The organism is Sphingobium terrigena (assembly GCF_003591655.1).
GTDB lineage: Bacteria > Pseudomonadota > Alphaproteobacteria > Sphingomonadales > Sphingomonadaceae > Sphingobium > Sphingobium terrigena.
Genome location: NZ_QVRA01000007.1, coordinates 19,618 through 41,778, shown reverse-complemented (window position 1 = coordinate 41,778; position 22,161 = coordinate 19,618). Strand labels below are relative to the sequence as shown.

The following is a 22,161-nucleotide window of genomic DNA, read 5'->3' as shown; positions in this document are numbered from 1 at the left end:
GTTGGAAATTTAATTACCCCATGCGGTAACGCAATTTTACAATTACCGGGAAAAGTGCGAAGTTAAGAGGGGCAGGGGATGAGCGGAGCGGTCGGCAGCGACTATGTGATGGACGTCAAGCGCGACCGGCTGGTCATCACCGCCTCGGCGCTCGGCACCGTGTTCGAATGGTATGATTTCTATATCTATGGCGTCCTCGCGCCGATCATCGGGCGGACCTTCTTCCCGACCGATAACCCCACTGTCGAACTGCTCTACACGCTGGCGGGTTTCGCGATCGGCTTTGCCTTCCGCCCGATCGGCGCGGCATTGTTTGGCTATCTGGGCGACCGGCTGGGTCGCAAATATACGTTCCTGGCCACGATCATCCTGATGGGCGTTGCCACGGCAGGGGTGGGGCTTACCCCGTCGGCCGCCAGCATCGGTATAGCCGCGCCCATCATCCTGATCACGCTGCGGATCGCGCAGGGGCTGGCGCTGGGCGGGGAATATGGCGGCGCGGCCATCTATGTCGCCGAACATGCGCCGCCCGGACGACGCGGTTTTTATACCAGCTTCATTCAGGCCGGGGTGATCGGCGGCTTCATCCTCTCGCTGATCGTCGTGGTCGGCACGCAATGGCTGGTCGGGCCGGAAATCTGGGCCGATTGGGGCTGGCGGCTGCCCTTCCTCTTCTCGCTCGCCCTGCTCGGCATATCGCTGTGGATGCGGCTGATGCTGCGCGAAAGCCCGGTATTCACCGCGATGAAGAAGGCAGGCACCCAGTCGAAAAATCCGATCAAGGAAGCCTTCACCTATCCGGGCAACAAAAAGCGGATGCTGGTCGCGATGATCGGCATCGCGGCGGGCTTTACCGTCATCGCCTATACGGTGATGTTCCAGGCGCTCTATTTCCTCCAGAACGGCCTGCATGTGTCGCCCGGTATCGCGCAATTGCTGGTGGGCGGCAGTGCCTTTGCCGGGATGGGGGCGTTCGTCTATTTCGGCCATCTGTCCGACCGGGTCGGGCGCAAAAAGCCGATCGTCATCGGCTATGCACTGGTGCTGATCCTGCTGGTGCCGCTCTACCAGTTTATGGGCGCGACCGCGAACCCGGCGCTGGTCGAGGCGGCAGAGCGCGCGCCGGTCGTGGTGCGCGGACCCGATTGCGTGTTCGATCCCTTCGCCAAGGTCCAGCCGACCGCCTGCGGCAAATTGCTCGACCATTTTTCCAAGCGTGGCATTCCCTATGACAAGCAGGCAGCGGCCACGCCCGCGGTGCAGATCGGCGATCTGCTTGTCACCGACCTGAGCGCCGATGGCCTTGACGCCGCGTTGAAAGCGGGGGGCTATCCGACCGGCAGCGTGACGCCGGACTGGCCGCGCGCGATGATGCTGTTCGGCGCACTCTTGCTGCTATGGACCCTTTCGGGGGCGACCTATGGGCCGGTGGCGGCGCTCTTGTCGGAATATTTCCCGGCGCGCATCCGCTATTCGTCGCTGTCGATTCCCTATCATATTGGCACCGGCTATTTCGGCGGCTTCCTGCCACTGGTCAGTCAATATATCGTCGCGCGAACCGGTGATCCCTATGCCGGGCTTTGGTACACATTGGCCGTCGTGGCGCTGGCGCTTATCACCTGTCTGGTCGCGCTGCCGGAAACCAGGGATCGGCCGCTCGACGCATAGGGGGATGTGACCATATGCCACACGGCGTTGCCAAGCGCGATCTGCCGACCAAGACCTGCCCGGTCTGTCAGCGCCCCTTTGCCTGGCGCAAGAAGTGGGAACGCGACTGGGACACTGTCGTCTATTGTTCCGACCGTTGCCGCAGCGCCCCGCGCCAAGCCTGACATCTAAAAAAGGCCGCCGCTCCATGTGGAGCGACGGCCATTTTCAGACGCTCAGGCAATCAGCGTTCGATGCACATCGCCACGCCCATGCCGCCGCCGATGCACAGGGTCGCCAGACCCTTTTTCGCGTCGCGCTTGGCCATTTCATAGAGCAGGGTGGTCAGCACCCGCGCGCCCGACGCGCCGATCGGATGGCCGATGGCGATCGCGCCGCCATTGACGTTGACCTTGGACGCATCCCAGCCAAGCTCCTGGCCGACCGACAGCGCCTGCGCGGCGAAGGCTTCATTGGCTTCGATCAGGTCGAGGTCAGCGATCGACCAGCCCGCTTTCTCCAGCGCCTTGCGGCTGGCCGGGGCCGGGCCGATGCCCATGATCGAGGGATCGACGCCGCAGGTCGCAAAACCGGCGATCCGGCCCAATATGGTCGCGCCGCGCTTGGCAGCGGCGTCGGCGGTCATCAGCACCAGCGCGGCGGCACCATCGTTCAGGCCGCTGGCATTGGCGGCAGTGACGGTGCCGTCCTTCTTGAAGGCTGGCTTCAGCTTCTCCATCGCTTCGATGGTGGCACCGGCGCGGATATATTCATCCTGATCGACGATGGTATCGCCCTTGCGGCCCCTGATCGTGACCGGCGCGATTTCATCGACGAAGCGGCCCGAAGCGCGTGCGGCTTCGGCCTTGTTCTGGCTGGCGACGGCAAAGATGTCCTGCGCTTCGCGGCTGATCTGATATTTCTCCGCCAGATTTTCGGCGGTGATGCCCATATGATAATTGTTGAAGGCGTCGGTCAGCCCGTCATGAATCATCGTGTCGAGCAGGCTGACATTACCCATCTTGCTGCCGCCGCGCAGATATTGCGCATGGGGGGCAAGCGACATGCTTTCTTGCCCACCAGCCACCATGATGTTCGCGTCCCCGGCGCGGATCGCCTGCGCCGCAAGCGCGACGGCGCGCAGGCCGGAGCCGCACAGCTGGTTGAGGCCGATCGCGGTGCGCTCGACAGGGATGCCCGCATTGACGGCGGCCTGACGCGCCGGGTTCTGGCCCTGACCGGCGCTCAGCACCTGGCCCAAAATCACCTCGTCCACTTCGTCAGGCGCGACGCCGGCCTGCGCCAGCGCGGCGATGATCGCCTGGCGGCCCAGTTCATGCGCCGGAGTCGATCCGAACGCGCCCATGAAGCTGCCGACGGCAGTGCGCTTGGCGGCGGTAATGACGATATCTGACAAAGGCTCGATCCTCTATTATCGGGGTGTCTTTTCGCAGGCGCACATAGCATCATCCTCCATGGCTGGAAAGCCATTGGGACAGAGGAAACCACAGCGTTTCGCGTGCCTGACCGCCCACGACCATGCCGACATGACCCAGTTTGAATTGCCAGTCTGTAGCCAATTGGGTCGACGCGGCGGCAGGGACGATGCGATCCGTCGTCGAGCGGATCGACAGGGTCGGGCAGGCAAGCGCGTGCGGATCGACTGTCCGGCCACCGACGGTCCAGCGTCGCTCTCCACTGGCGTTACCGGCATAGAGGTCATCGAACAGATCGCGTCCCGCGGCATAGGTTAGTGGTGGCCCGCCATTGGCCCAATCCTCCACGGCCATGAAGGCACGCTCCCCGTCCGATCCCGCCGCAATATCGGCAAAAGCGGCGAATTTGCGGATCGTGCGCGCGGGGTCCATCGCCCAGAAACCCGATTGTAGCACCTCCATCGGTACATAGCCCAGCCGATCGCACATGGGCTTGGCCCCGCGCCACAGAGCGCTGATGTCCTGCCGGTCGGCATCGCTGAAACCTTCGAATTGCCAGGGCGAAGCGATGGTCGCCACGGCCTGCATCGGGTGCAGCATAGCCGCGCCCAGCGCCAGCGTGCCGCCCAGGCAATAGCCCACAATGATCGGCGGGCGCGGCAGCGACGCGATGAGGGGTAGGAGCCTGTCGGTGACATGGCCATCCAGCCCGATCGCCGCCGCCTGCACCGACGGACTGCCCCAGTCGATCAGCCAGGCGTCATGTCCTGCTGCAGCCATGTGGCGCAACAAAGAGCGGCGTTCAGACAGGTCCAGCACCTGCGGCGGATTGATGAGCGAGGGCACGAAAACCACCGGTGCGCGGCCATTATCAACACCATAGCGCAGCAGCCGGGCGCTGCCGACCTGCGCCATGGTGGCGGGGGCAGGCGGGGGGGGCGGGCGCTGCGCCTGTTGATAGCGGCGCAGGCCGATGAAGGCGCGTTTGCGCAGCTCTGGATCGCCCTCTGTTTCGCGCCATAAAATGTTGAGAAAAAGGGGTAAAGGCCTAGGGCCATGTTGCGGTGCGGCAACGCCCTGTGCTAATGAGGAGTGTGCAGGTGCGGGAGAGGTGTCCATGGCCAAATCTAAAGCGGCTAATGAATCAGAGCCGGTGGTTATCAAGAAATATGCTAACCGGCGGCTTTATAACACCGAAACGTCCAGTTACATCACCCTTGATCTGTTGTCGCAGATGACGCGCGAGGGCCGCGAGTTCACGGTGGTTGATGCCAAGAGTGGCGAGGACATTACCCATAATGTCCTGACCCAGATCATCATGGAAGAAGAACAGCGCGGCGAAAATATGCTGCCGGTCAATTTCCTGCGTCAGCTGATCTCCATGTATGGCGATTCGATGCAGTCGATGGTGCCGCAATATCTCGAAGCGTCGATGGATGCGTTCCGCAAAAACCAGTTGCAGTTTCAGGAAGCGATGCAGGGTGCGTTCGGCGGCGGTCCACTGGCCGAGATCGCCAAGCGCAACATGCAGATGTTCGAGGCGGCAACCAGCGCATTCAAGGGCGCAGGCGGGCTGATGCCGGGCGTCCCCGGTATGCCGGGTGTTGCGACCCCGGCCGAAGCCGAGAAGGACGATGAGATTGCGGTGCTGAAGGCGCAGCTTGCTGCGCTCAATGCCAAGATCGACAAGCTGGGCTGATCCCCAATGGCGAAGGCTGACCGGCTCGAACGACTGGACGTGCGGCGGGCCGAGCTGGAAGCCGACTATGACGCAGCGCTGATCGCGGCGCTTCAGGTCACGGCAGGCGGGGTTTGGGGACTGTTCGACCACAAGCCTGACCGGCAGGCGCGCGCCAAGGCCGCGCCGGTCATCGCGGCGCTGGATGAACTGGCTGCCGACATCGACAGTCTGCGCGATCAATTGGGGTTGGAGCCGTTCGCGCTCCACCAGTCCTTCCTCGCCGCACGCGGCCCGGTGGCGTCGGACGCGCCGGGCGAGCCGAAACAGGCGCGGGCCTGGCTCGAAAAACTGGGTGTCGTCGTCAGCTGAACGCTAATGTGCGTCGGGGGTGGACGGGGACGGCGCGCATGGCCTATTGCGCGCCGATTCATTCCTTACAGCAGGCAAGCCATTCCCGTGAAACATGCCCTTTCCGTCACCCGCGAACAGGATTTCTCCGCCTGGTATCAGGCCGTCATTTCGGAGGCTGACCTGGCCGAAGAAAGCGGCGTGCGCGGCTGCATGGTCATCCGGCCATGGGGCTATGGCATCTGGGAACGCATCCAGACATTGCTCGATGCGCGGATCAAGGCGACGGGGCATGAAAATTGCTATTTCCCGCTGTTCATCCCCTTAAGTTATTTCGAGAAAGAAGCCGAGCATGTCGACGGCTTTGCCAAGGAAATGGCGGTCGTCACCCATCACCGGCTGATCCAGAAGGATGGCAAGCTAGTCCCCGATCCCGAAGCGAAGCTGGAGGAGCCGCTGGTCGTGCGCCCCACGTCCGAAACGGTGATCGGCGCAGCGTTCAGCCGCTGGGTCCAGTCGTGGCGCGACCTGCCCGTGCTGATCAACCAGTGGGCCAATGTCGTCCGTTGGGAAATGCGCACCCGCATGTTCCTGCGCACCACGGAATTTCTCTGGCAGGAAGGCCACACCGCCCACGCCACCGTCGATGAGGCGATGGAAGAGACGATGAAGATGCTGGAAGTCTATCGCAGCTTTGCGGAGGATTGCGTAGCGATGCCGGTCGTCGCGGGCGAAAAGCCGGAAAATGAGCGCTTCCCCGGAGCGGTCGCCACTTACTCGATTGAAGCGATTATGCAGGACGGCAAGGCTTTGCAGGCTGGCACGTCGCATTTTCTGGGCACGACCTTCTCCGCCGCGCAGAATATCAAGTTCCAGAATAGCGAAGGCGCACAGGAACTGGCGCAGACGACCAGCTGGGGCATGTCCACCCGGATGATCGGCGGCCTGATCATGGTCCATGGCGACGACGACGGGCTGCGCGTGCCGCCGCGCGTTGCGCCCTATCAGATCGTCGTGGTGCCGATGCTGCGCGACACGGACCAGGACGCTGCGATCGTCGATTATTGCGCCGATCTGGTGAACCAGCTGAACGCGCTGGACGTGTTCCGTGAGCCGGTGCGCGCGCTGCTCGATCGTCGCCCGGCCAAGGCGGCGACCAAGCGCTGGGGCTGGGTGAAGAAGGGCGCGCCGATCGTGATCGAGGTTGGCGGTCGCGATGTTGCGGGCGGCAATGTGTCGGTCATCCGCCGCGACAGGCTCTACCGTGCCGACGGCAAGCTGGACAGTCAGATCGTTGCCAAGGGTGACTTCGTCGCGGGCGCGGTGGCGATGCTGGAGGATGTGCAGGCGTCGCTGTTTGCCGACGCCAAGGCGCGACTGGACGGCAGCATCGACAAATCGATCACCGACATCAATGCGCTCAAGGCCTATTTCAATGCCAGCACCAAGCCCGGCTGGGCGCTGGTGCAATGGGCCAAGCCGACCGGCGAGGCGCTGGAGAAGGTGGTGCAGTGGCTCAAGGGCGAGAAGCTGACGCTGCGCAATGTGCCCAATGATGCGGAGGCCGCTGACGGGGTGTGCGTGTTTACCGGCGAGACGGCGGTCGAACGGGTGCTGGTCGGGCGGAGTTATTGAGCCGAAAAATTAGGTGCTCCCGCGCAGGCGGGAGCCCAGTTCCAACGGTAGCGTATGATAACGAGGGCGGGACTGGGTTCCCGCCTGCGCGGGAACACATTTATCTTTGTCTACAGCACATATTTACTCAAATCGGTGTCGTGCGCGATCGCGCTCAACTGTTTCTCCACATAGGCAGCGTCGATCACCAGCGTTTCGCCGCGGCGGTCCTCGGCTTCGAAGCTGACATCCTCCAGCAGCTTTTCCATCACCGTCTGGAGCCGGCGGGCGCCGATATTTTCGACTTCGCCATTCACCTCGGCTGCGATGCGGGCGACCGCGCGGATGCCGTCCGGGGTCAGGTCGATCGTCACCTCCTCGGTGGCCAGCAGCGCGCGATATTGCGCGACCAGGCTCGCCTTGGTGTCGGAGAGGATCGCGACGAAATCCTCCTCGGTCAGCGCCTTTAGCTCGACGCGGATCGGCAGGCGACCTTGCAGTTCGGGCAACAGGTCGCTGGGCTTGGCAACGTGGAACGCGCCGGACGCGATGAAGAGAATATGGTCGGTCTTGAGCGGGCCATATTTGGTCGAGACGGTGGTGCCTTCGATCAGCGGGAGCAGGTCGCGCTGCACGCCCTCGCGGCTGACGGAGCCGCCGCGCACATCGCTGACCGCGATCTTGTCGATCTCGTCGAGGAACACGATGCCATTTTGTTCGGCGCTGGTGATGGCGACGCGGGCGACGTCATCCTGATCTAGCCTTTTGTCCTGCTCTTCCTCGACCAGCTTGTCCCACGCATCGGCGACGCGCATCTTGCGGCGCTTTTTCTGCTGCTGGCCGAACGCCTTGGACATCATGTCGGACAGGTTGATCATGCCGACCTGACCACCCATGCCGGGGATTTCCATCGGCATGGAGGGGCTGTCGGCGACTTCCACCTCGACCTCGACATCGTTCATCTGATGCTGTTCGATCTTCTGGCGGAAGGAGAGGCGGGTGGCCTCGCTGGCTTCCTTGCCGGTCAATGCGTCGAGCAGGCGGGCCATCGCGGCTTCGGATGCAGCTTCGCGCACGGCTTCGCGGCGGCGGTCCTTTTCCAGCCGCACGGCTTCCTCGACCAGATCGCGGACGATCTGTTCGACGTCGCGGCCGACATAGCCGACCTCGGTGAACTTGGTCGCTTCGACCTTGACGAAGGGAGCGTCGGCCAATTTTGCAAGGCGACGGCTGATCTCGGTCTTGCCGCAGCCGGTCGGCCCGATCATCAGGATATTCTTGGGCGTCACCTCGTCACGCAGGTCGTCGGGCAGATGCTGACGCCGCCAGCGGTTGCGCAGCGCGACGGCAACGGCGCGCTTGGCGTCATGCTGGCCGATGATATGCGCGTCGAGCGCGGCGACGATGGCTTTGGGGGTCAGATTATCGTTCATTTCGGTCCTTCTCCCCTCCCTTCAGGGAGGGGTCGGGGGAGGGCATGTCGAGGAACGCCGTTACAGGCCCTCCCCTAACCCCTCCCACAAGCGGGAGGGGGATTTAAGAGGCGCTGTCCAGCGTTTCGATGGTCAGCTGATCATTGGTATAGACGCAGATGTCCGCCGCCACGGCCATGGCCTTGCGCGCCAGCGTCTCCGCGTCAGCCTCATAATCCACCAGCGCGCGGGCGGCGGCGAGGGCGAAGTTGCCGCCGGAACCGATTGCTGCGACACCGTTCACCGGCTCCAGCACATCGCCATTGCCGGTCAGGATCAGCGTCACATCCTTGTCCGCGACGATCATCATCGCTTCCAGATTGCGCAGATATTTGTCGGTGCGCCAGTCCTTGGCCAGTTCGACGGCGGATCGCATCAGCTGGCCATTATGGCGCTCCAGCTTGGCTTCCAGCCGCTCGAACAGGGTGAAGGCGTCGGCAGTCGCCCCGGCAAAGCCACCGATGACGCTGCCGTCATGCAGGCGGCGCACCTTGCGGGCGTTGGGTTTCATCACCGTCTGGCCCATGGAAACTTGGCCGTCGCCGGCGACGACAACCTTTCCATTCTTGCGCACGGACATGATGGTGGTGCCATGCCAGACCGGCATGGCGCTGCTGTTATGGTCGTTCATGGAGCGGCATATGGGACGCTGTGCCGCGTGGTGCAAGTCACCTCAGTAGCGGCGACGAAGCGTTGCATTTTGGCGACAATATTCTGCCAATTCGTTCAGGAACAAATGTCGATCAATTGACATTGTGCATCGCAACATCGATCATCAGCATCCGCATTTACGGGGGGGACTCGCATGACTCTCAAGGCCAGGGCACAGGAAAAGGTCGAGCGCGCGGGCATTTCCAACTATAGTTTCGATCATGACGTATTGGTCATGTGTGGCGTGCGCTACACAATCGAAGCGTGCAACTGTGGCGAACCGGGTTGCGACGGCGTTCGTCTGCGGAAAAATGCGACAGCCATCGGGCGCGTGTTGCAATAATTCACCGACTATCGGTCAGCGCATTGCGTCTTTCCCGGCGCGACCGACGGATTCAATATCGCGACCCACACCCTGCACCGTGTTGCACGCGGCCAGCGTGGCCAAGATCATCAGAAACAGCGCTTTACGCATCAATCCGTCACTCCACATTTGCGGTGTGACCGTTTTAGGGCGTGCGCGACGCAGTGCAAAGGTGCAATTTGCGGGACGGAATGCCCCCGCGCTTGACAGGGCGCGCCAGCGATGCCAATGGCCGCCTCCTCCCAACAGGGGGCGCGTAGCTCAGTGGTAGAGCACACCCTTCACACGGGTGGGGTCGCAGGTTCAATCCCTGCCGCGCCCACCATGGCAAAACGCCATGGTCGGGACAGATTATTTCCCTCCATTGATCTTTTCAGTCTCATCAGGCTAATCATTGCCCCTGATCCGGCGTCCCGTGCGGTCGCCGACCTGAAAGGATGTCGATGCCGCCCTATTGGAAATCCGGCGCAGCCCTTGGCGCGCTGCTTGCGCTGTCCACCGCCCCTGTCATGGCGCAGGAGCAGGAGACGCTGACGCTCGAACGGGTTTTTGCCAGCCCTGACCTTGCTGGCCCACAGCCGCGCGCGCTCAAATTATCGCCGGACGGGTCGCTCGTCACCCTGCTCAAACCGCGCGCGGATGAGAAAGAGCGGCTCGACCTCTGGGCGATCGACACGCGCACGGGCAAGCAGCGGATGCTGGTCGATTCGCGCAAGACCGGCAGCGGCGCAGCCCTGTCCGAAGCGGAAAAGATGCAGCGCGAACGCGACCGCTCAGTCGCGGGCAGCAGCGGCATTACCAGCTATGACTGGTCGCCTGATGGCAAGTCCATCCTGGTGCCGGTCGATGGCGATCTCTACCTGGCTGCACTGGACGGCAAAGTGCAGCGACTGACCGACACGCCCGATGGCGAGTTGAACGGCGTGGTCAGCCCCAAGGGCGGCTTCGTGTCGTTCGTGCGCGGCGGAAATTTGTTCGTGCAGCCCATCGGCGGGACGGAACGGCAGGTGACGCAGGGCGCCAGCGATACGATCAGTTGGGGTGTCGCCGAATTTGTCGCGCAAGAGGAAATGGACCGGCGGACCGGCTATTGGTGGTCGCCCGACGATGCCCTGATTGCGGTCGCGCGGGTGGATGAAAGGCCGGTTGGCATCGTCACCCGCACAGCGATCGGCGGGGAGGGGACGAAGGTTTATCAGCAGCGCTATCCCGCTGCCGGGACACCCAACGCCATCGTCGATCTCTATGTCATGAAGCCGGACGGGTCGGGGCAGGTGAAGGTCGATCTGGGGCCGGATCGCGACATTTATCTGGCGCGAGTCGACTGGGCGAAGGATGGCCGCACCCTTTATGTCCAGCGCGAGACGCGCGACCAGAAGCGGCTTGACCTGCTGGCGGTCGATCCGGCCACCGGCAAGGCGAAGGTCGTTCTCTCTGAAACCGCCAAAAGCTGGATCAACCTCAGTGACAATTTCCATCCGCTGTCAGGCGGCGATTTCCTCTGGTGGTCGGAAAAGAGCGGCCATGGCCATCTCTACCGGGTGCATGATGGCAAATGGACGGCGCTGACCAGCGGCGACTGGGAGGTCAAGACGCTGGTGGCGGTCGATGAGAAAGCGGGGCTGGTCTATTTCACCGGCAATCGCGAAACGCCGCTGGAGCAGCAATTGTATAGCGCGCCGATCACGCGCCCTGCAGCGGCGCGTCAGATCACCACGAGTGGCTGGTGGAATGATGCGGTGATGGACGGCGCGGCCAGCCGGGTCGTCATCACCCGCCAGAATAGCGACCAGCCCAAGCAGGTCTATCTGGCCGACAGCGCGGGCAAGCAACTCCAATGGTTGTCCGAAAATGCGCTGAAGGGCGATCATCCCTATGCGCCCTTTCTGGCGAGCCATGTCAAAACCCGGTTCGGCACGATCCGGGCCAAGGACGGCACGACACTCTATACCAAGATCATGACCCCGACTATCGAGCCGGGGAAACGCTATCCCGTGTTCATGATCCACTATGGCGGGCCGGGCGGCGGGCGGCAGGCGACCAACACATGGTCCGGTGCGCTCAACCAATATCTGGTCGACCGGGGCTGGATCGTCTTTGCGGTCGATAATCGCGGCACGCCCGATCGTGGCAAGGCGTTCGAGGATCATCTCTACCGCGCCATGGGGACGGTCGAGGTGGATGACCAATTGGCGGGCGTGGATTGGCTGAAAGCCCAGCCGTTCGTCGATCCCAAGCGGATTGCGACCTATGGCTGGTCTTACGGTGGCTATATGTCGCTGAAGCTGTTGGAGAAGGCACCGGGCATATTCGCTGCGGCGGTGGCGGGCGCGCCGGTGACGAAGTGGGAACTGTACGACACCCATTATACCGAACGCTATCTGGGGATGCCGCAGGACAAGGTCAGCGCCTATCCGGCGTCCGGTGCGATCGAGGAGGCAGTGAAGATCAGCGACCCACTGTTGCTGATCCACGGCATGTCCGACGATAATGTGGTGTTCGACAATGCCACCGCGCTGATGGCGAAGATGCAGGGCGCTGCGGTGCCGTTCGAGATGATGGCCTATCCGGGCCAGACCCACCGCGTTGGCGGGCCGGGGATCAGCGTCCATCTGTGGCGCACGATCGAGGACTTTCTGGCGCGGCGCGGCATGTCGCCTGAAGCGCCCAAGCCATAGGTGGCAAGGACGTTGCCGCATCCCGGCAACGTCCAGCGTCAAAAGCTGGCCTTTTGCGCAACAAAGGGCTTGCCACTGGACAAATGGCGCAACGCCGCTATGGCGCGCACTCCGTTATATCTGCATCGGAGTGGAGTGTTCAGTCATGGGTTACAGGGTCGTCGTCGTAGGTGCCACCGGGAATGTGGGCCGCGAAATGCTGACCATTCTCGCCGAGCGCGAGTTCCCGATTGACGAGATCGCTGCGGTCGCATCGTCGCGGTCGCAGGGGCTGACCGTCGATTTCGGTGACAGCGGCAAGACGATCAAATGCCAGAATATCGAGCATTTCGACTTTACCGGCTGGGACATCGCCCTGTTCGCCGCGGGCAGCGGCCCGACCGCTGAATATGCGCCCAAGGCGGCGGCGGCCGGCTGTGTCGTGATCGACAATAGCTCGCTCTACCGCATGGACCCGGACGTGCCGCTGATCGTGCCCGAAGTGAACCCGGACGCGATCGACGGTTACAAGAAGAAGAATATCATCGCCAACCCCAACTGCTCGACCGCGCAGATGGTGGTGGCTTTGAAGCCGTTGCATGATGCCGCGATCATCAAGCGCGTTGTCGTGTCGACCTATCAGTCGGTGTCCGGCGCGGGCAAGGCTGGCATGGACGAGCTGTTCGAACAGTCGCGCAATATCTTCGTAGGCGACCCGGCCGAAGCCAAGAAGTTCACCAAGCAGATAGCCTTCAACGTGATCCCGCATATCGACGTTTTCCTGGACGATGGGTCGACCAAGGAAGAATGGAAGATGGTCGCGGAAACCAAGAAGATCCTTGATCCCAAGATCAAGCTGACCGCCACCTGCGTGCGCGTGCCGGTGTTCGTGGGACACTCCGAAGCGATCAACATCGAGTTCGAGAAGGAAATCAGCGCCAAGGAAGCGCAGGATATCCTGCGTGAAGCCCCTGGCATCATGCTGGTCGATAAGCGCGAGGATGGTGGCTACATCACCCCGATCGAATGCGTCGGCGATTTCGCGACCTTCATCAGCCGCGTGCGTGAGGACCCGACCGTGGACAGCGGCATTTCGCTCTGGTGCGTCAGCGATAATCTGCGCAAGGGCGCGGCGCTGAACGCGGTGCAGATCGCCGAACTGCTGGGCCGTCGCCACCTCAAGAAGGGCTGATTCTGACTCCTTGCGGTCATGCTATCATAATGATAGCATGACCGTATGGGCCAGGTTCTTATCCGTAATCTCGATGACAGTCTGATCGCGGCCTATCGCGAACTGGCGGCGCGTAACCAGCGTTCACTGGAAGCGGAACTGCGTGAAGCGCTGACGCGTGGGCGACCGATGACAGGTGAGCGCCTGCGCGCGACGCTAACGCGCCTCGAAGCCATCAGGGCAATGACGCCGCAACATGTCCGGCAGACACCTGCCGAAGATTTGCTCCAGGATGATGATCGCCCCTGATGCTGGTGGTGGATACCAGCGTGTCGGCCCGCTGGGTCGTCGGCAGTGACGATCCGGCGATGTCTGCTGAAACGACCGTGGCGCTTACGCTGCTGCCGCATCGGCTGATCGCGCCAGACTTGCTGACCGCTGAATTCGCCAATGTGATGTGGAAGAAAGTGCGCGCGCAGGAAATTGATGCAGCACAGGCGCGCGAAGCCGTGGCGATCCTGCCCGATCTTGTCGATCTGATCCCGACCGGACAACTGGCCGATCGGGCGATGGCGATCAGTCTGGCGCTGGATCATCCCGCCTATGACTGCTTCTTCCTCGCCACCGCCGAGATGCTGGAAACGGTTGTGGTCACCGCTGATCGCAGGCTAGTCCGGCGCTGTGCTGACACGTCTTTTGCAGCGCTGGTTTCGGGGTTGATGGATCGCTCTTCCTGGGCGGACTGACAGGACAGCGCTCTTGCGCCGCCGCGCCTGACGCCATATCGGCAAGCCGCTCTTGCTGCGTAAGGATTTGCCCCGATGACCGACCTGCCGATCGAACGCCATGAGATCAAAGGCTTCGATGGCCTGCCGATTGCGGTGCATATGGTGGGTGAGGGGCGGGATATGGTGCTGATCCACGGCTATTTTTCCAACGCCTTCACCAACTGGATTCGCTACGGCCATGCCGCCAAACTGGTTGAAGCGGGTTTTCGCCTGATCATGCCTGACTTGCGCGGTCATGGGGAGAGCGGGAAGCCGCACGACATTGCCGCTTATCCGCCCGATGCGCTGACCGATGACGGGCTGGCTTTGGTCGAGCAGCTTGGGCTGACCGACTATGATCTGGGTGGCTATTCGCTGGGTGCGCGCACGACCGTGCGGATGCTGGCGCGCGGGGCTGCGCCGCGCCGCGTGATCCTGGCGGGCATGGGACTGCGCGGGCTGGTGCAGACACTCGACAATGGCGGCTATTACAAGAATGTCCTGACGAACCTTGGCACGTTCGAGCGTGGCACGTCGGAATGGATGACGGAGGCCTTCCTCAAAACCACCAAGGGTGATCCGGTGGCGATGCTCCATATCCTGAACACTTTTGTCGATACGCCGCGTGAGGCGATCGCTGCCATTCAGCAGCCGACCGAAGTCATCTGCGGCGCGGATGACCGGGACAATGGCGTGGCGCACGAACTGGCCGACCTGCTGCCCAATGGTCGCTATGTCGAGATACCGGGCAATCATATGAACGCCGTCACCCGCAAGGAACTGGGGCAGGCGATGGTCGATTTCCTGACCGCTTGACTGTATCGCCCGGCCAAGTCACCTTCCCCTCATAAGCCTATGAGGGGAATTCCCATGAAAATCGCCATCTCGCTTGCCGCACTGGCGGCCGCGCTTACTGCATCGCCCGTCCTTGCACAGCAGGCTCCTGTGCCGACCGCAGTGGAGGCCGAAGCCTTCCTCGCCAAGGCGGAAAAGGCGATGTTCGATCATTCGCTGATCTCCAGCCGGGCCGACTGGGTCAATTCCACCTATCTAAGCGATGACAGCGACGCGGTCGCCGCCTATTTCGGCGCGATCCGCACATCGATGAATGTTGATTATGCGCTGGAAGCCGCCAAATATGCGACTGTGCCGGGCCTCTCGGTCGAAACCAGGCGCCGCCTCGACCTGCTGCGCACCGCACTGACTTTGCCCGCGCCGACCGCGCCGGGGGCGGCGCAGGAGTTGAACGATCTCGCGACCCGGCTCCAGTCCGCCTATGGCAAGGGCAAGGGGACGCTGAAAGGGCAGCCGATCAACGGCAGCGACATTGAAGAGCAGATGGGGAACAACCGTAACCCCGAAGAGCTGAAGGAAATGTGGGTCAGCTGGCATGACAATGTCGGCGCGCCGATGCGCGGCGATTATGCCAAGCTGGTGGATATCGCCAATGCCGGGGCCAAGGAACTGGGCTTTGCCGATACCGGTGCGATGTGGCGGTCCAAATATGACATGCCTGCCGATGATTTCACCAAGCTGACCGACAAGATCTGGGCGGAGGTCAAGCCGCTCTATGACCAGCTGCATTGCTACACCCGCACCAAGCTGAACGAGAAATATGGCGATACGGTGCAGCCCGCCACGGGGCCGATCCGCGCCGATTTGCTGGGCAATATGTGGGCGCAATCCTGGGGCAATATCTATGATGTCGTGGCCCCCAAGGGGGCTGGCGATCTGGGTTATGATGTGGGCGAATTGCTGAAGGCCAAGGGCTATGTCGAAACCCGCCCCGGTCAGGTCGATACGCCCGACACACCCGAACAGCAGCGGCGCGGCTATTGGGAAAAGCAGATGTTCAAGATTGGCGAGGGTTTCTATTCCTCGCTGGGCTTTGCGCCGCTGCCCGCGACCTTTTGGGATCGTACCCAGTTCATCAAGCCGCTGGACCGCGAAGTCGTCTGCCATGCGTCGGCCTGGGATCTCGACAATAAGGACGACATACGGGTCAAGATGTGCACGAAGGTCAATAGTGACGACTTCGTGACCATCCATCATGAGCTGGGTCACAATTATTACCAGCGCGCCTATCAAAAGCAGAAGCCGCTCTATCTGGACGGCGCCAATGACGGCTTTCATGAAGCGATCGGCGATTTTGTCGCCCTGTCTATCACGCCTGACTATCTGGTGAAGATCGGCCTGCTGGACCCCGCCAAGGTGCCGGGACCGGACAAGGATATTGGCCTGCTGCTGCGGCAGGCGATGGACAAGGTCGCTTTTCTGCCGTTCGGTCTGCTGGTCGACAAGTGGCGCTGGGGTGTATTCAACGGCACAATCCCGCAGAGCCAGTATGAAAAGGGCTGGACGGACCTGCGCCGCCAATATCAGGGCATCGTCCCGCCCGTGTCCCGCGATGAAACGAAGTTCGATGCGGGGGCCAAATTCCATATTCCGGGTAACACGCCCTACACCCGCTATTTCCTGGCGGGCATTTTGCAGCAGCAATTTTACGAAGCGGCCTGCAAACAGGCGGGCTGGAAGGGGCCACTGCACCGCTGTTCCTTCTATGGAAACAAGGATGTAGGAGCCAAACTCAATGCGATGCTGGAAATGGGGGCATCCAAGCCCTGGCCCGATGCGTTGCAGGCCTTCACCGGCACACGGGAGATTTCGGGCAAGGCGATGACCGCCTATTTCGCGCCGTTGCAGAAATGGCTGGTCCAGCAGAATAAGGGCAAGTCATGCGGCTGGTAATCGCCAAGTAAAGTCAGTAAAGGGCCGGCCCGTGGACCCGGCGATCATCATCATTGCTTTGCTCTTCTTCACCAGCGTCATCATGGCGCTGGCGATGGGGGTGGCGTGGCTCCATTTTGGGCGGCAGCGTCATGTGTTGAGCTGGGCGCTCTCCTATGGCGCAGCGATGGTCCAGTGGATCGCCAACGCGGGCGGCATTGCCCTGAAAAGCGGGCCGTTCATGGCGCTGGCGGCGGTGTGCATCATCGTCAGCGGCACGCTGGTCGTGGTGGGGGTGCGCCAGCGGTCGGGGCAGAACGTGCCATGGCGGTTGATGGTCGGCGCGGGATCGGTCGTCGCGGTCGGCGGCATCTATGCGGCGATGATACATGATCGATCGCTCCAGGGCATGATCGTGCCGGGCTATGTCGGCCTATTGATGCTCTGTTCGGCCGCCGCACTCTGGCCGCGCGAACGCCGTTTCAACGCGCCGGAAATGGCGTTTTTCACCATGTTCCTGCTATTCGCGCTGTTTGAAGCGGCTTTGGCGGTCAGCGCCGCCAGTGGCTGGGGGAAACCTCCGGCGACGGGACTGGCAACCTATCGCGCGATATTGGGTCTTGGCCTGCCGTCGCTCTATGTCGGCATGGGCGTCGCGGCGGTGATGGTCGTGGCTGGCGATCTGGCGCACCAGTTGCGGCGCCAGATGCGGCATGATCCGCTGACCAACGTTCTCAACCGGCGCGGGCTGGATGAGGCTGCGACGCGCGCCATCGCCAATGCCCGCCGTTACAACCGGCCATTGGCGCTGGTGGTGTGCGATCTTGACGGGTTCAAGGCGCTGAACGACGGCCATGGCCATATCGCAGGGGACGCCGCCCTGCGCGGTTTTGCCCAGTTACTGACCAGCGCGGTGCGGCGCGGCGACATTGTTGCGCGCATGGGCGGCGATGAATTCGGCCTGCTGCTGGTGGAAACCGAGGCGGCGGCGGCGGCTGATGTCATGGAGCGGGTGCGCGCGGAAATTGCTTGTCTGGTCCTGCCCAACGCTCCGCGCGCACAATTGCGCGCCAGTTTCGGCGTGGCGGAATTGCAGGCGGGCGACGAGCAACTCGATGATCTGGTCGCCCGCGCCGACGCTGCGCTCTACGACGCCAAGCGCAATGGCAAGGATCGTGTCGCTATCTGGCGCAACGCGGCCTGAGCCTTTTCTTGCCGGGATTTCCGAGCCGTGAAATGGTCCATTTCACTCGCAATCCCTCTTATCTGAATGGCGGTTCGTTGAACGCGCGCAGCTTGCGGCTGTGAAGCTTCGCGCCGCCTTCACGCAGCAATTCGCAGGTCATGAGGCCGACGCGCAAATGGCTGGCGATCGCCTCCTCATAGAAGCGATTGGCCTGCCCCGGCAGCTTGAGTTCGCCGTGGATCGGCTTGTCGGACACGCACAGCAATGTGCCGTAAGGCACCCGGAACCGATAGCCCTGCGCTGCGATGGTGGCTGATTCCATGTCGATGCCCACAGCTCGCGACAGGCTGAAGCGCAGCGCGGAACTGGAATAGCGCAATTCCCAGTTGCGATCGTCGGTGGTGACAACGGTGCCGGTGCGCAGGCGACGCTTGAAATCCTCCGGGTCGCGGCCGCCCAACACGGCTTCTGCCGCCTGCGCCATCGCCACCTGCACTTCGGCGATGGCCGGGACCGGGATTTCAGGCGGCAGCATGGCGTCCAGCACCTTGTCATCGCGCAGATAGGCGTGCGCCAGCACATAGTCGCCGATCCGCTGGCTGGGCCTCAGGCCACCGCAATGGCCGATCATCAGCCAGGCTTCGGGCCGAAGGACGGCGAGATGATCGCAGATCGTCTTGGCATTGGAGGGACCGACGCCGATATTGACCAAAGTGATGCCGCTGCCGTCGGGCGCGATCAGATGATAGGCAGGCATCTGATGCTTGCGCCAGGCGCTGTCGGCGATCATCTGCGCCGGATCGGCCGTTTCGGGGGTCACATAAACGCCGCCAGCGCCCGACAGTGCGGTGAAACGGCTCCCCTCCCGCTGCAACTCTGCGCAGGCCCAGGCGACAAATTCATCCACATAGCGGTGATAGTTGGTGAACAGGATGTAGCTTTGCACATGATCGGCGGGCGTGCCGGTATAATGTTTGAGGCGCGCGAGCGAAAAGTCTGTGCGCAATCCATCGAACAGCGCCAGTGGCCGCTCCCCGTCCGCATCAGGCATGAAGAGGCCATCGGCAATCTCGTCGCCAATCTCGGCCAGTTCGGTCGTGGGGAAGTAGCGCGCCAGTTCAGTCGGCGGCGTGCCGTCGAGCGCCCCCATGTCCAGCCCGTCCAGCACATAGGGGAAGGGGATTTGCTGGTGGCTCAGCCCGGTTTCAATCTCTACCCCATAGTCGCGGACGAGCAGGTCAATCTGTTCGGCCAGATAATCGGCGAACATCGCGGGACGGGTTACGGTGGTGACGTATCTACCGGGTTTGGACAGGCGGGCGAAGGATCGGCCCGGCGGCGGCGCGTCACTGTCGCCATGATAGGTGATCCGCAGTTCGGGATAGCAGAAACGCTGGTCCTGTCGCGCCTGGGGCGGTGGTATGCTGCCGTCGCGGCCATAAGCGCGCATGGCGTCGCGCAATGTGTCGATCGATGTCTGGTAGAGGCGGTCCAGTTGCGTGACCGTTGCGCTGCCGATGCTTTGTGTCATCGCCCCTTGCTAACGCAGTTGCATGACGGAGGAAAGTCGGCGCGCGATCAAAAAAAACGCGCGCCGATACCCGAAATCAGAGCTGACCCAGCATATGCTCAGCCGACGACAGCTTGAAGTCGCCGGGCGCTTCGACATTGAGTTCGGCGACGACGCCGTCCTTGACGATCATCGAAAAACGCTGGCCGCGCTGGCCCAGGCCGAATTTGCTGCCGTCCATGGTCAGGCCCACGGCCTGCGCGAAATCGCCATTGCCATCGGCCAGCATCGTCACCTTGCCATCGGCACCGGCAGACTTGCCCCACGCGCCCATGACGAATGCGTCGTTGACGGCGGTGCAGGCGATTTCATCGACGCCCTTTTCCTTGAGCGCGTCGGCCTTTTCGATGAAGCCGGGCAGATGCTTGGCCGAACAGGTCGGTGTGTAGGCACCCGGGACGGAAAAAAGCGCCACAGTCCGGCCCGCGAAATAGTCCTCCGACGCGACGGCCTCCGGGCCATTCTCGGTCATTTTCGTGAAGGTCGTGTTGGGGAGGCGGTCGCCCTTTGTAATGGTCATGCATCTTCTCCTGAAACTCACGATGGCGCAGGTCGTTGCTGGCGGGCGCACTGTCAAGAGCCGGCACGGAATATGCCGCCTGATCCTTGGCATCACCCTGTCTTTGTCTATATTCCGATCATGGACCAGACGACTTTCTTCGGCGGGCATTTTCTGCTCGCGCTTCCCGGCATGGCCGACATGCGCTTCGATCATAGCGTGGTTGCGCTGTGCGTGCATGACGCCGACGGCGCGATGGGCATTGCGGTCGGGGAGGAGATGGAAGGGGTGAGCCTGCATGGCCTGCTCGACAGTTTCGATATCGATGGCAGCGCCATTGCCGACAGGCCGGTGCTGCGCGGTGGACCGGTCGAGCCGCGGCGCGGCTTCGTGCTTCATTCGCTCGACTGGTCGGGTCAGGACATGGTGCAGGTCGGCGGACAATGGGGCCTGTCCGGTTCACTCGACATATTGAAGGCGATTGCACAGGGCAGGGGGCCAAGCCGCTATCTCGTTGCGCTAGGCTATGCCGGCTGGGGGCCGGGACAGCTGGAGCGCGAGATGACGGGCGACAGCTGGTTCCTGGCACCGGGCAATGCTGATCTGCTGTTCGATGTGCCGGCACAACGCAAATGGGCCGCGTCCTATGCATCAGCCGGCGTTGATGCGTCGCATTTGGTCCGGGGCGCTGGGTCCGCCTGACGCTGGTTTCGATCGCTCATCAGGTTAGCACATAAAGAAATCTTTATATTGAGTTGCCACGAGCGGCGGCGGTTGGTAAAGCGCTTGCCATCGCCGCCGCCCGGACTTTTTTCCAGCGGTACAGGCATCATTTCAAGTTTACGGAGACACGACCGTGGCCACCGCTTCCGCCACCCTGGCGCAGGATTATGTGATCGCCGATATCGCCCTGGCCGATTTCGGCCGCAAGGAAATGGATATCGCCGAAACCGAAATGCCGGGCCTGATGGCCCTGCGCGCGGAATTCGGCCCGTCGCAGCCGCTGAAGGGCGCGCGCATCACCGGATCGCTGCACATGACGATCCAGACCGCCGTGCTGATCGAAACGCTGACCGCGCTGGGTGCGCAGGTCCGCTGGGCGACGTGCAACATCTATTCGACGCAGGACCATGCCGCCGCCGCGATCGCCGCGTCGGGCGTGCCGGTGTTCGCCATCAAGGGCGAAACGCTGCAGGAATATTGGGACTATGTCGAACGCATCTTCGACTGGCACAATGATCCGTCGGGTGTGTGCAACATGATCCTGGACGATGGCGGGGACGCCACCATGTTCGCGCTGTGGGGCGCGCGGGTCGAGGCCGGCGAAGAGCTGTTCACCCCGTCGAACGAGGAAGAGGAAATCTTCTGTTCGGTGCTGAAGCGCGTTCTGGCCGAACGTCCCGGCTTCCTGACCAAGACGGTCGCCGCCATCAAGGGCGTGTCGGAAGAAACCACCACCGGCGTCCATCGCCTTTATGAGCTGGCCAAGAAGGGCAAGCTGCCTTTCCCCGCCATCAATGTGAATGACAGCGTCACCAAGTCGAAGTTCGACAATCTCTATGGTTGCAAGGAATCGCTGGTCGACGCGATCCGTCGCGGCACCGATGTGATGCTGGCCGGCAAGGTCGCTTGCGTCGCTGGCTTCGGCGACGTCGGCAAGGGGTCGGCCGCGTCGCTCCGCAACGGCGGCGCGCGCGTGCTGGTGACCGAAGTCGATCCGATCTGCGCGTTGCAGGCGGCGATGGAAGGCTATGAAGTCGTGACGATGGAAGAGGCCGCCCCACGCGCCGATATTTTCGTCACCGCGACCGGCAATGAAGGCGTCCTGACCGTCGATCATATGCGCGCGATGAAGAATATGGCGATCGTGTCCAACATCGGCCATTTCGACAGCGAGATCGAGATTGCGGGCCTCCAGAATTTCAAATGGACCGAGATCAAGCCGCAGGTGGACGAAGTTGAGTTCCCCGATGGCAAGAAGATCATCGTCCTGTCGAAGGGCCGTCTGGTCAATCTGGGCAATGCCACCGGCCACCCCAGCTTCGTCATGTCGGCCAGCTTCACCAACCAGACGCTGGCGCAGATCGAACTGTGGACCAAGAGTGAGCAGTATAAGAATGAGGTCTATGTCCTGCCCAAGCATCTGGACGAGAAGGTTGCCGAACTGCATCTGGAAAAGCTGGGCGTGAAGCTTACCAAGCTGAGCCAGAAGCAGGCCGACTATATCGGCGTGCCGGTCGAAGGGCCGTTCAAGCCCGACCATTACCGCTATTGATCAGGCAAATGGGGGGACGGCGATGCCTTCCCCCTTTTTCATTGCCCTTGGTCAATAGGGCAATTCTTTGCATCGCCTTCTTCCCGCTGCGCCCGA

At 62.2% G+C, this 22,161-nt stretch carries 22 protein-coding genes and 1 tRNA gene; 16 read left to right on the top strand and 7 right to left on the bottom strand.

The window, feature by feature from the left end:
* Positions 1–78: 78 nt before the first annotated feature.
* Positions 79–1,668 (top strand): MFS transporter, encoded by a 1,590-nt coding sequence (locus D0Z70_RS09705; RefSeq protein WP_119745809.1) that lies wholly within the window; start codon positions 79–81, stop codon positions 1,666–1,668.
* A 14-nt stretch (positions 1,669–1,682) separates the two neighbouring features.
* Positions 1,683–1,832, top strand: a complete 150-nt coding sequence (locus tag D0Z70_RS09700; RefSeq protein ID WP_119745807.1) for a DUF2256 domain-containing protein — start codon at positions 1,683–1,685, stop codon at positions 1,830–1,832.
* A 59-nt stretch (positions 1,833–1,891) separates the two neighbouring features.
* Here D0Z70_RS09700 and D0Z70_RS09695 read toward each other — a convergent pair whose 3' ends face one another.
* Both D0Z70_RS09695 and D0Z70_RS09690 read right to left on the bottom strand, forming a co-directional pair.
* On the bottom strand, positions 1,892–3,064 hold the full coding sequence (locus D0Z70_RS09695; RefSeq protein ID WP_119745805.1) for an acetyl-CoA C-acetyltransferase: 1,173 nt from the start codon (positions 3,062–3,064) through the stop codon (positions 1,892–1,894).
* Positions 3,065–3,113: 49 nt separating this feature from the next.
* Positions 3,114–4,202, bottom strand: coding sequence for an alpha/beta hydrolase (locus D0Z70_RS09690; protein WP_239018869.1), 1,089 nt, complete (start codon positions 4,200–4,202; stop codon positions 3,114–3,116).
* Between D0Z70_RS09690 and phaR the strand changes: the two genes are divergently transcribed.
* From phaR to proS, 3 genes are all read left to right on the top strand, one after another.
* Positions 4,201–4,782 carry a polyhydroxyalkanoate synthesis repressor PhaR gene (phaR, locus tag D0Z70_RS09685; RefSeq protein WP_119745803.1) on the top strand — a complete coding sequence of 194 codons (582 nt, stop codon included), beginning with the start codon at positions 4,201–4,203 and terminating at the stop codon, positions 4,780–4,782. The genes D0Z70_RS09690 and phaR overlap by 2 nt on opposite strands.
* A gap of 6 nt (positions 4,783–4,788) precedes the next feature.
* A complete protein-coding gene (locus tag D0Z70_RS09680; protein ID WP_119745801.1) occupies positions 4,789–5,133 on the top strand; it encodes a hypothetical protein in 345 nt (114 codons plus the stop codon).
* Positions 5,134–5,220: 87 nt separating this feature from the next.
* Complete coding sequence (gene proS, locus D0Z70_RS09675; RefSeq protein WP_119745799.1) at positions 5,221–6,747, top strand: proline--tRNA ligase; 1,527 nt, start codon at positions 5,221–5,223, stop codon at positions 6,745–6,747.
* Positions 6,748–6,857: 110 nt separating this feature from the next.
* Here the strand turns inward: proS and hslU are convergent, their stop codons facing one another.
* Together hslU and hslV are read right to left on the bottom strand one after the other, a co-directional pair.
* Positions 6,858–8,159, bottom strand: coding sequence for an ATP-dependent protease ATPase subunit HslU (gene hslU / locus D0Z70_RS09670; RefSeq protein ID WP_119745797.1), 1,302 nt, complete (start codon positions 8,157–8,159; stop codon positions 6,858–6,860).
* Positions 8,160–8,262: 103 nt separating this feature from the next.
* Positions 8,263–8,829 (bottom strand): ATP-dependent protease subunit HslV, encoded by a 567-nt coding sequence (gene hslV / locus D0Z70_RS09665; protein WP_119745795.1) that lies wholly within the window; start codon positions 8,827–8,829, stop codon positions 8,263–8,265.
* A 174-nt stretch (positions 8,830–9,003) separates the two neighbouring features.
* Between hslV and D0Z70_RS09660 the strand changes: the two genes are divergently transcribed.
* On the top strand, positions 9,004–9,192 hold the full coding sequence (locus D0Z70_RS09660) for a hypothetical protein (protein ID WP_119745793.1): 189 nt from the start codon (positions 9,004–9,006) through the stop codon (positions 9,190–9,192).
* A 15-nt stretch (positions 9,193–9,207) separates the two neighbouring features.
* Here D0Z70_RS09660 and D0Z70_RS09655 read toward each other — a convergent pair whose 3' ends face one another.
* The gene (locus D0Z70_RS09655) at positions 9,208–9,324 is read right to left on the bottom strand and encodes an entericidin A/B family lipoprotein (protein WP_006965112.1); all 117 of its coding nucleotides are present in this window, start codon (positions 9,322–9,324) and stop codon (positions 9,208–9,210) included.
* 139 nt (positions 9,325–9,463) lie between these two features.
* Between D0Z70_RS09655 and D0Z70_RS09650 the strand changes: the two genes are divergently transcribed.
* The 8 genes from D0Z70_RS09650 to D0Z70_RS09615 all read left to right on the top strand — a co-directional run bounded on the left by D0Z70_RS09650 (position 9,464) and on the right by D0Z70_RS09615 (position 17,739).
* A tRNA-Val gene (locus D0Z70_RS09650) sits at positions 9,464–9,538 on the top strand.
* A 118-nt stretch (positions 9,539–9,656) separates the two neighbouring features.
* The gene (locus tag D0Z70_RS09645; protein ID WP_119746060.1) at positions 9,657–11,891 is read left to right on the top strand and encodes a S9 family peptidase; all 2,235 of its coding nucleotides are present in this window, start codon (positions 9,657–9,659) and stop codon (positions 11,889–11,891) included.
* A 145-nt stretch (positions 11,892–12,036) separates the two neighbouring features.
* Entirely contained in the window at positions 12,037–13,062 is a 1,026-nt protein-coding gene (locus tag D0Z70_RS09640) for an aspartate-semialdehyde dehydrogenase (protein ID WP_119745791.1), read from the top strand.
* 45 nt (positions 13,063–13,107) lie between these two features.
* Positions 13,108–13,350, top strand: coding sequence for a FitA-like ribbon-helix-helix domain-containing protein (locus D0Z70_RS09635; RefSeq protein WP_119745789.1), 243 nt, complete (start codon positions 13,108–13,110; stop codon positions 13,348–13,350).
* A complete protein-coding gene (locus D0Z70_RS09630) occupies positions 13,350–13,787 on the top strand; it encodes a type II toxin-antitoxin system VapC family toxin (protein WP_119745787.1) in 438 nt (145 codons plus the stop codon). The genes D0Z70_RS09635 and D0Z70_RS09630 overlap by 1 nt, the downstream gene beginning before the upstream one ends.
* Positions 13,788–13,862: 75 nt before the next feature.
* Entirely contained in the window at positions 13,863–14,624 is a 762-nt protein-coding gene (locus tag D0Z70_RS09625; protein WP_119745785.1) for an alpha/beta fold hydrolase, read from the top strand.
* Between the two features lie 54 nt (positions 14,625–14,678).
* Entirely contained in the window at positions 14,679–16,556 is a 1,878-nt protein-coding gene (locus D0Z70_RS09620) for a M2 family metallopeptidase (protein WP_119745783.1), read from the top strand.
* 31 nt (positions 16,557–16,587) lie between these two features.
* A complete protein-coding gene (locus D0Z70_RS09615; protein WP_119745781.1) occupies positions 16,588–17,739 on the top strand; it encodes a GGDEF domain-containing protein in 1,152 nt (383 codons plus the stop codon).
* Positions 17,740–17,797: 58 nt separating this feature from the next.
* Here the strand turns inward: D0Z70_RS09615 and D0Z70_RS09610 are convergent, their stop codons facing one another.
* Both D0Z70_RS09610 and D0Z70_RS09605 read right to left on the bottom strand, forming a co-directional pair.
* Positions 17,798–19,252, bottom strand: a complete 1,455-nt coding sequence (locus D0Z70_RS09610) for an AMP nucleosidase (protein ID WP_119745779.1) — start codon at positions 19,250–19,252, stop codon at positions 17,798–17,800.
* A 76-nt stretch (positions 19,253–19,328) separates the two neighbouring features.
* The gene (locus D0Z70_RS09605) at positions 19,329–19,811 is read right to left on the bottom strand and encodes a peroxiredoxin (RefSeq protein WP_119745777.1); all 483 of its coding nucleotides are present in this window, start codon (positions 19,809–19,811) and stop codon (positions 19,329–19,331) included.
* Positions 19,812–19,931: 120 nt separating this feature from the next.
* Here D0Z70_RS09605 and D0Z70_RS09600 point away from each other — a divergent pair, with 120 nt between their 5' ends.
* Both D0Z70_RS09600 and ahcY read left to right on the top strand, forming a co-directional pair.
* Positions 19,932–20,492 carry a YqgE/AlgH family protein gene (locus D0Z70_RS09600; protein ID WP_119746058.1) on the top strand — a complete coding sequence of 187 codons (561 nt, stop codon included), beginning with the start codon at positions 19,932–19,934 and terminating at the stop codon, positions 20,490–20,492.
* Positions 20,493–20,646: 154 nt separating this feature from the next.
* Positions 20,647–22,065 (top strand): adenosylhomocysteinase, encoded by a 1,419-nt coding sequence (gene ahcY, locus D0Z70_RS09595; protein ID WP_119745775.1) that lies wholly within the window; start codon positions 20,647–20,649, stop codon positions 22,063–22,065.
* Positions 22,066–22,161: the final 96 nt, after the last annotated feature.

What these genes read in the sequence shown, in the direction of transcription:
- D0Z70_RS09625 (WP_119745785.1), top strand. Translation starts at nt 13,863, where the DNA reads ATGACCGACCTGCCGATCGAACGCCATGAGATCAAAGGCTTCGATGGC.
- hslU (WP_119745797.1), bottom strand. Translation starts at nt 8,159, where the DNA reads ATGAACGATAATCTGACCCCCAAAGCCATCGTCGCCGCGCTCGACGCG.
- D0Z70_RS09640 (WP_119745791.1), top strand. Translation starts at nt 12,037, where the DNA reads ATGGGTTACAGGGTCGTCGTCGTAGGTGCCACCGGGAATGTGGGCCGC.
- D0Z70_RS09610 (WP_119745779.1), bottom strand. Translation starts at nt 19,252, where the DNA reads ATGACACAAAGCATCGGCAGCGCAACGGTCACGCAACTGGACCGCCTC.
- D0Z70_RS09680 (WP_119745801.1), top strand. Translation starts at nt 4,789, where the DNA reads ATGGCGAAGGCTGACCGGCTCGAACGACTGGACGTGCGGCGGGCCGAG.
- D0Z70_RS09600 (WP_119746058.1), top strand. Translation starts at nt 19,932, where the DNA reads ATGGACCAGACGACTTTCTTCGGCGGGCATTTTCTGCTCGCGCTTCCC.
- D0Z70_RS09645 (WP_119746060.1), top strand. Translation starts at nt 9,657, where the DNA reads ATGCCGCCCTATTGGAAATCCGGCGCAGCCCTTGGCGCGCTGCTTGCG.
- D0Z70_RS09700 (WP_119745807.1), top strand. Translation starts at nt 1,683, where the DNA reads ATGCCACACGGCGTTGCCAAGCGCGATCTGCCGACCAAGACCTGCCCG.
- D0Z70_RS09705 (WP_119745809.1), top strand. Translation starts at nt 79, where the DNA reads ATGAGCGGAGCGGTCGGCAGCGACTATGTGATGGACGTCAAGCGCGAC.
- D0Z70_RS09605 (WP_119745777.1), bottom strand. Translation starts at nt 19,811, where the DNA reads ATGACCATTACAAAGGGCGACCGCCTCCCCAACACGACCTTCACGAAA.
- D0Z70_RS09655 (WP_006965112.1), bottom strand. Translation starts at nt 9,324, where the DNA reads ATGCGTAAAGCGCTGTTTCTGATGATCTTGGCCACGCTGGCCGCGTGC.
- hslV (WP_119745795.1), bottom strand. Translation starts at nt 8,829, where the DNA reads ATGAACGACCATAACAGCAGCGCCATGCCGGTCTGGCATGGCACCACC.
- D0Z70_RS09630 (WP_119745787.1), top strand. Translation starts at nt 13,350, where the DNA reads ATGCTGGTGGTGGATACCAGCGTGTCGGCCCGCTGGGTCGTCGGCAGT.
- D0Z70_RS09690 (WP_239018869.1), bottom strand. Translation starts at nt 4,202, where the DNA reads ATGGACACCTCTCCCGCACCTGCACACTCCTCATTAGCACAGGGCGTT.
- D0Z70_RS09620 (WP_119745783.1), top strand. Translation starts at nt 14,679, where the DNA reads ATGAAAATCGCCATCTCGCTTGCCGCACTGGCGGCCGCGCTTACTGCA.
- D0Z70_RS09635 (WP_119745789.1), top strand. Translation starts at nt 13,108, where the DNA reads ATGGGCCAGGTTCTTATCCGTAATCTCGATGACAGTCTGATCGCGGCC.
- phaR (WP_119745803.1), top strand. Translation starts at nt 4,201, where the DNA reads ATGGCCAAATCTAAAGCGGCTAATGAATCAGAGCCGGTGGTTATCAAG.
- D0Z70_RS09660 (WP_119745793.1), top strand. Translation starts at nt 9,004, where the DNA reads ATGACTCTCAAGGCCAGGGCACAGGAAAAGGTCGAGCGCGCGGGCATT.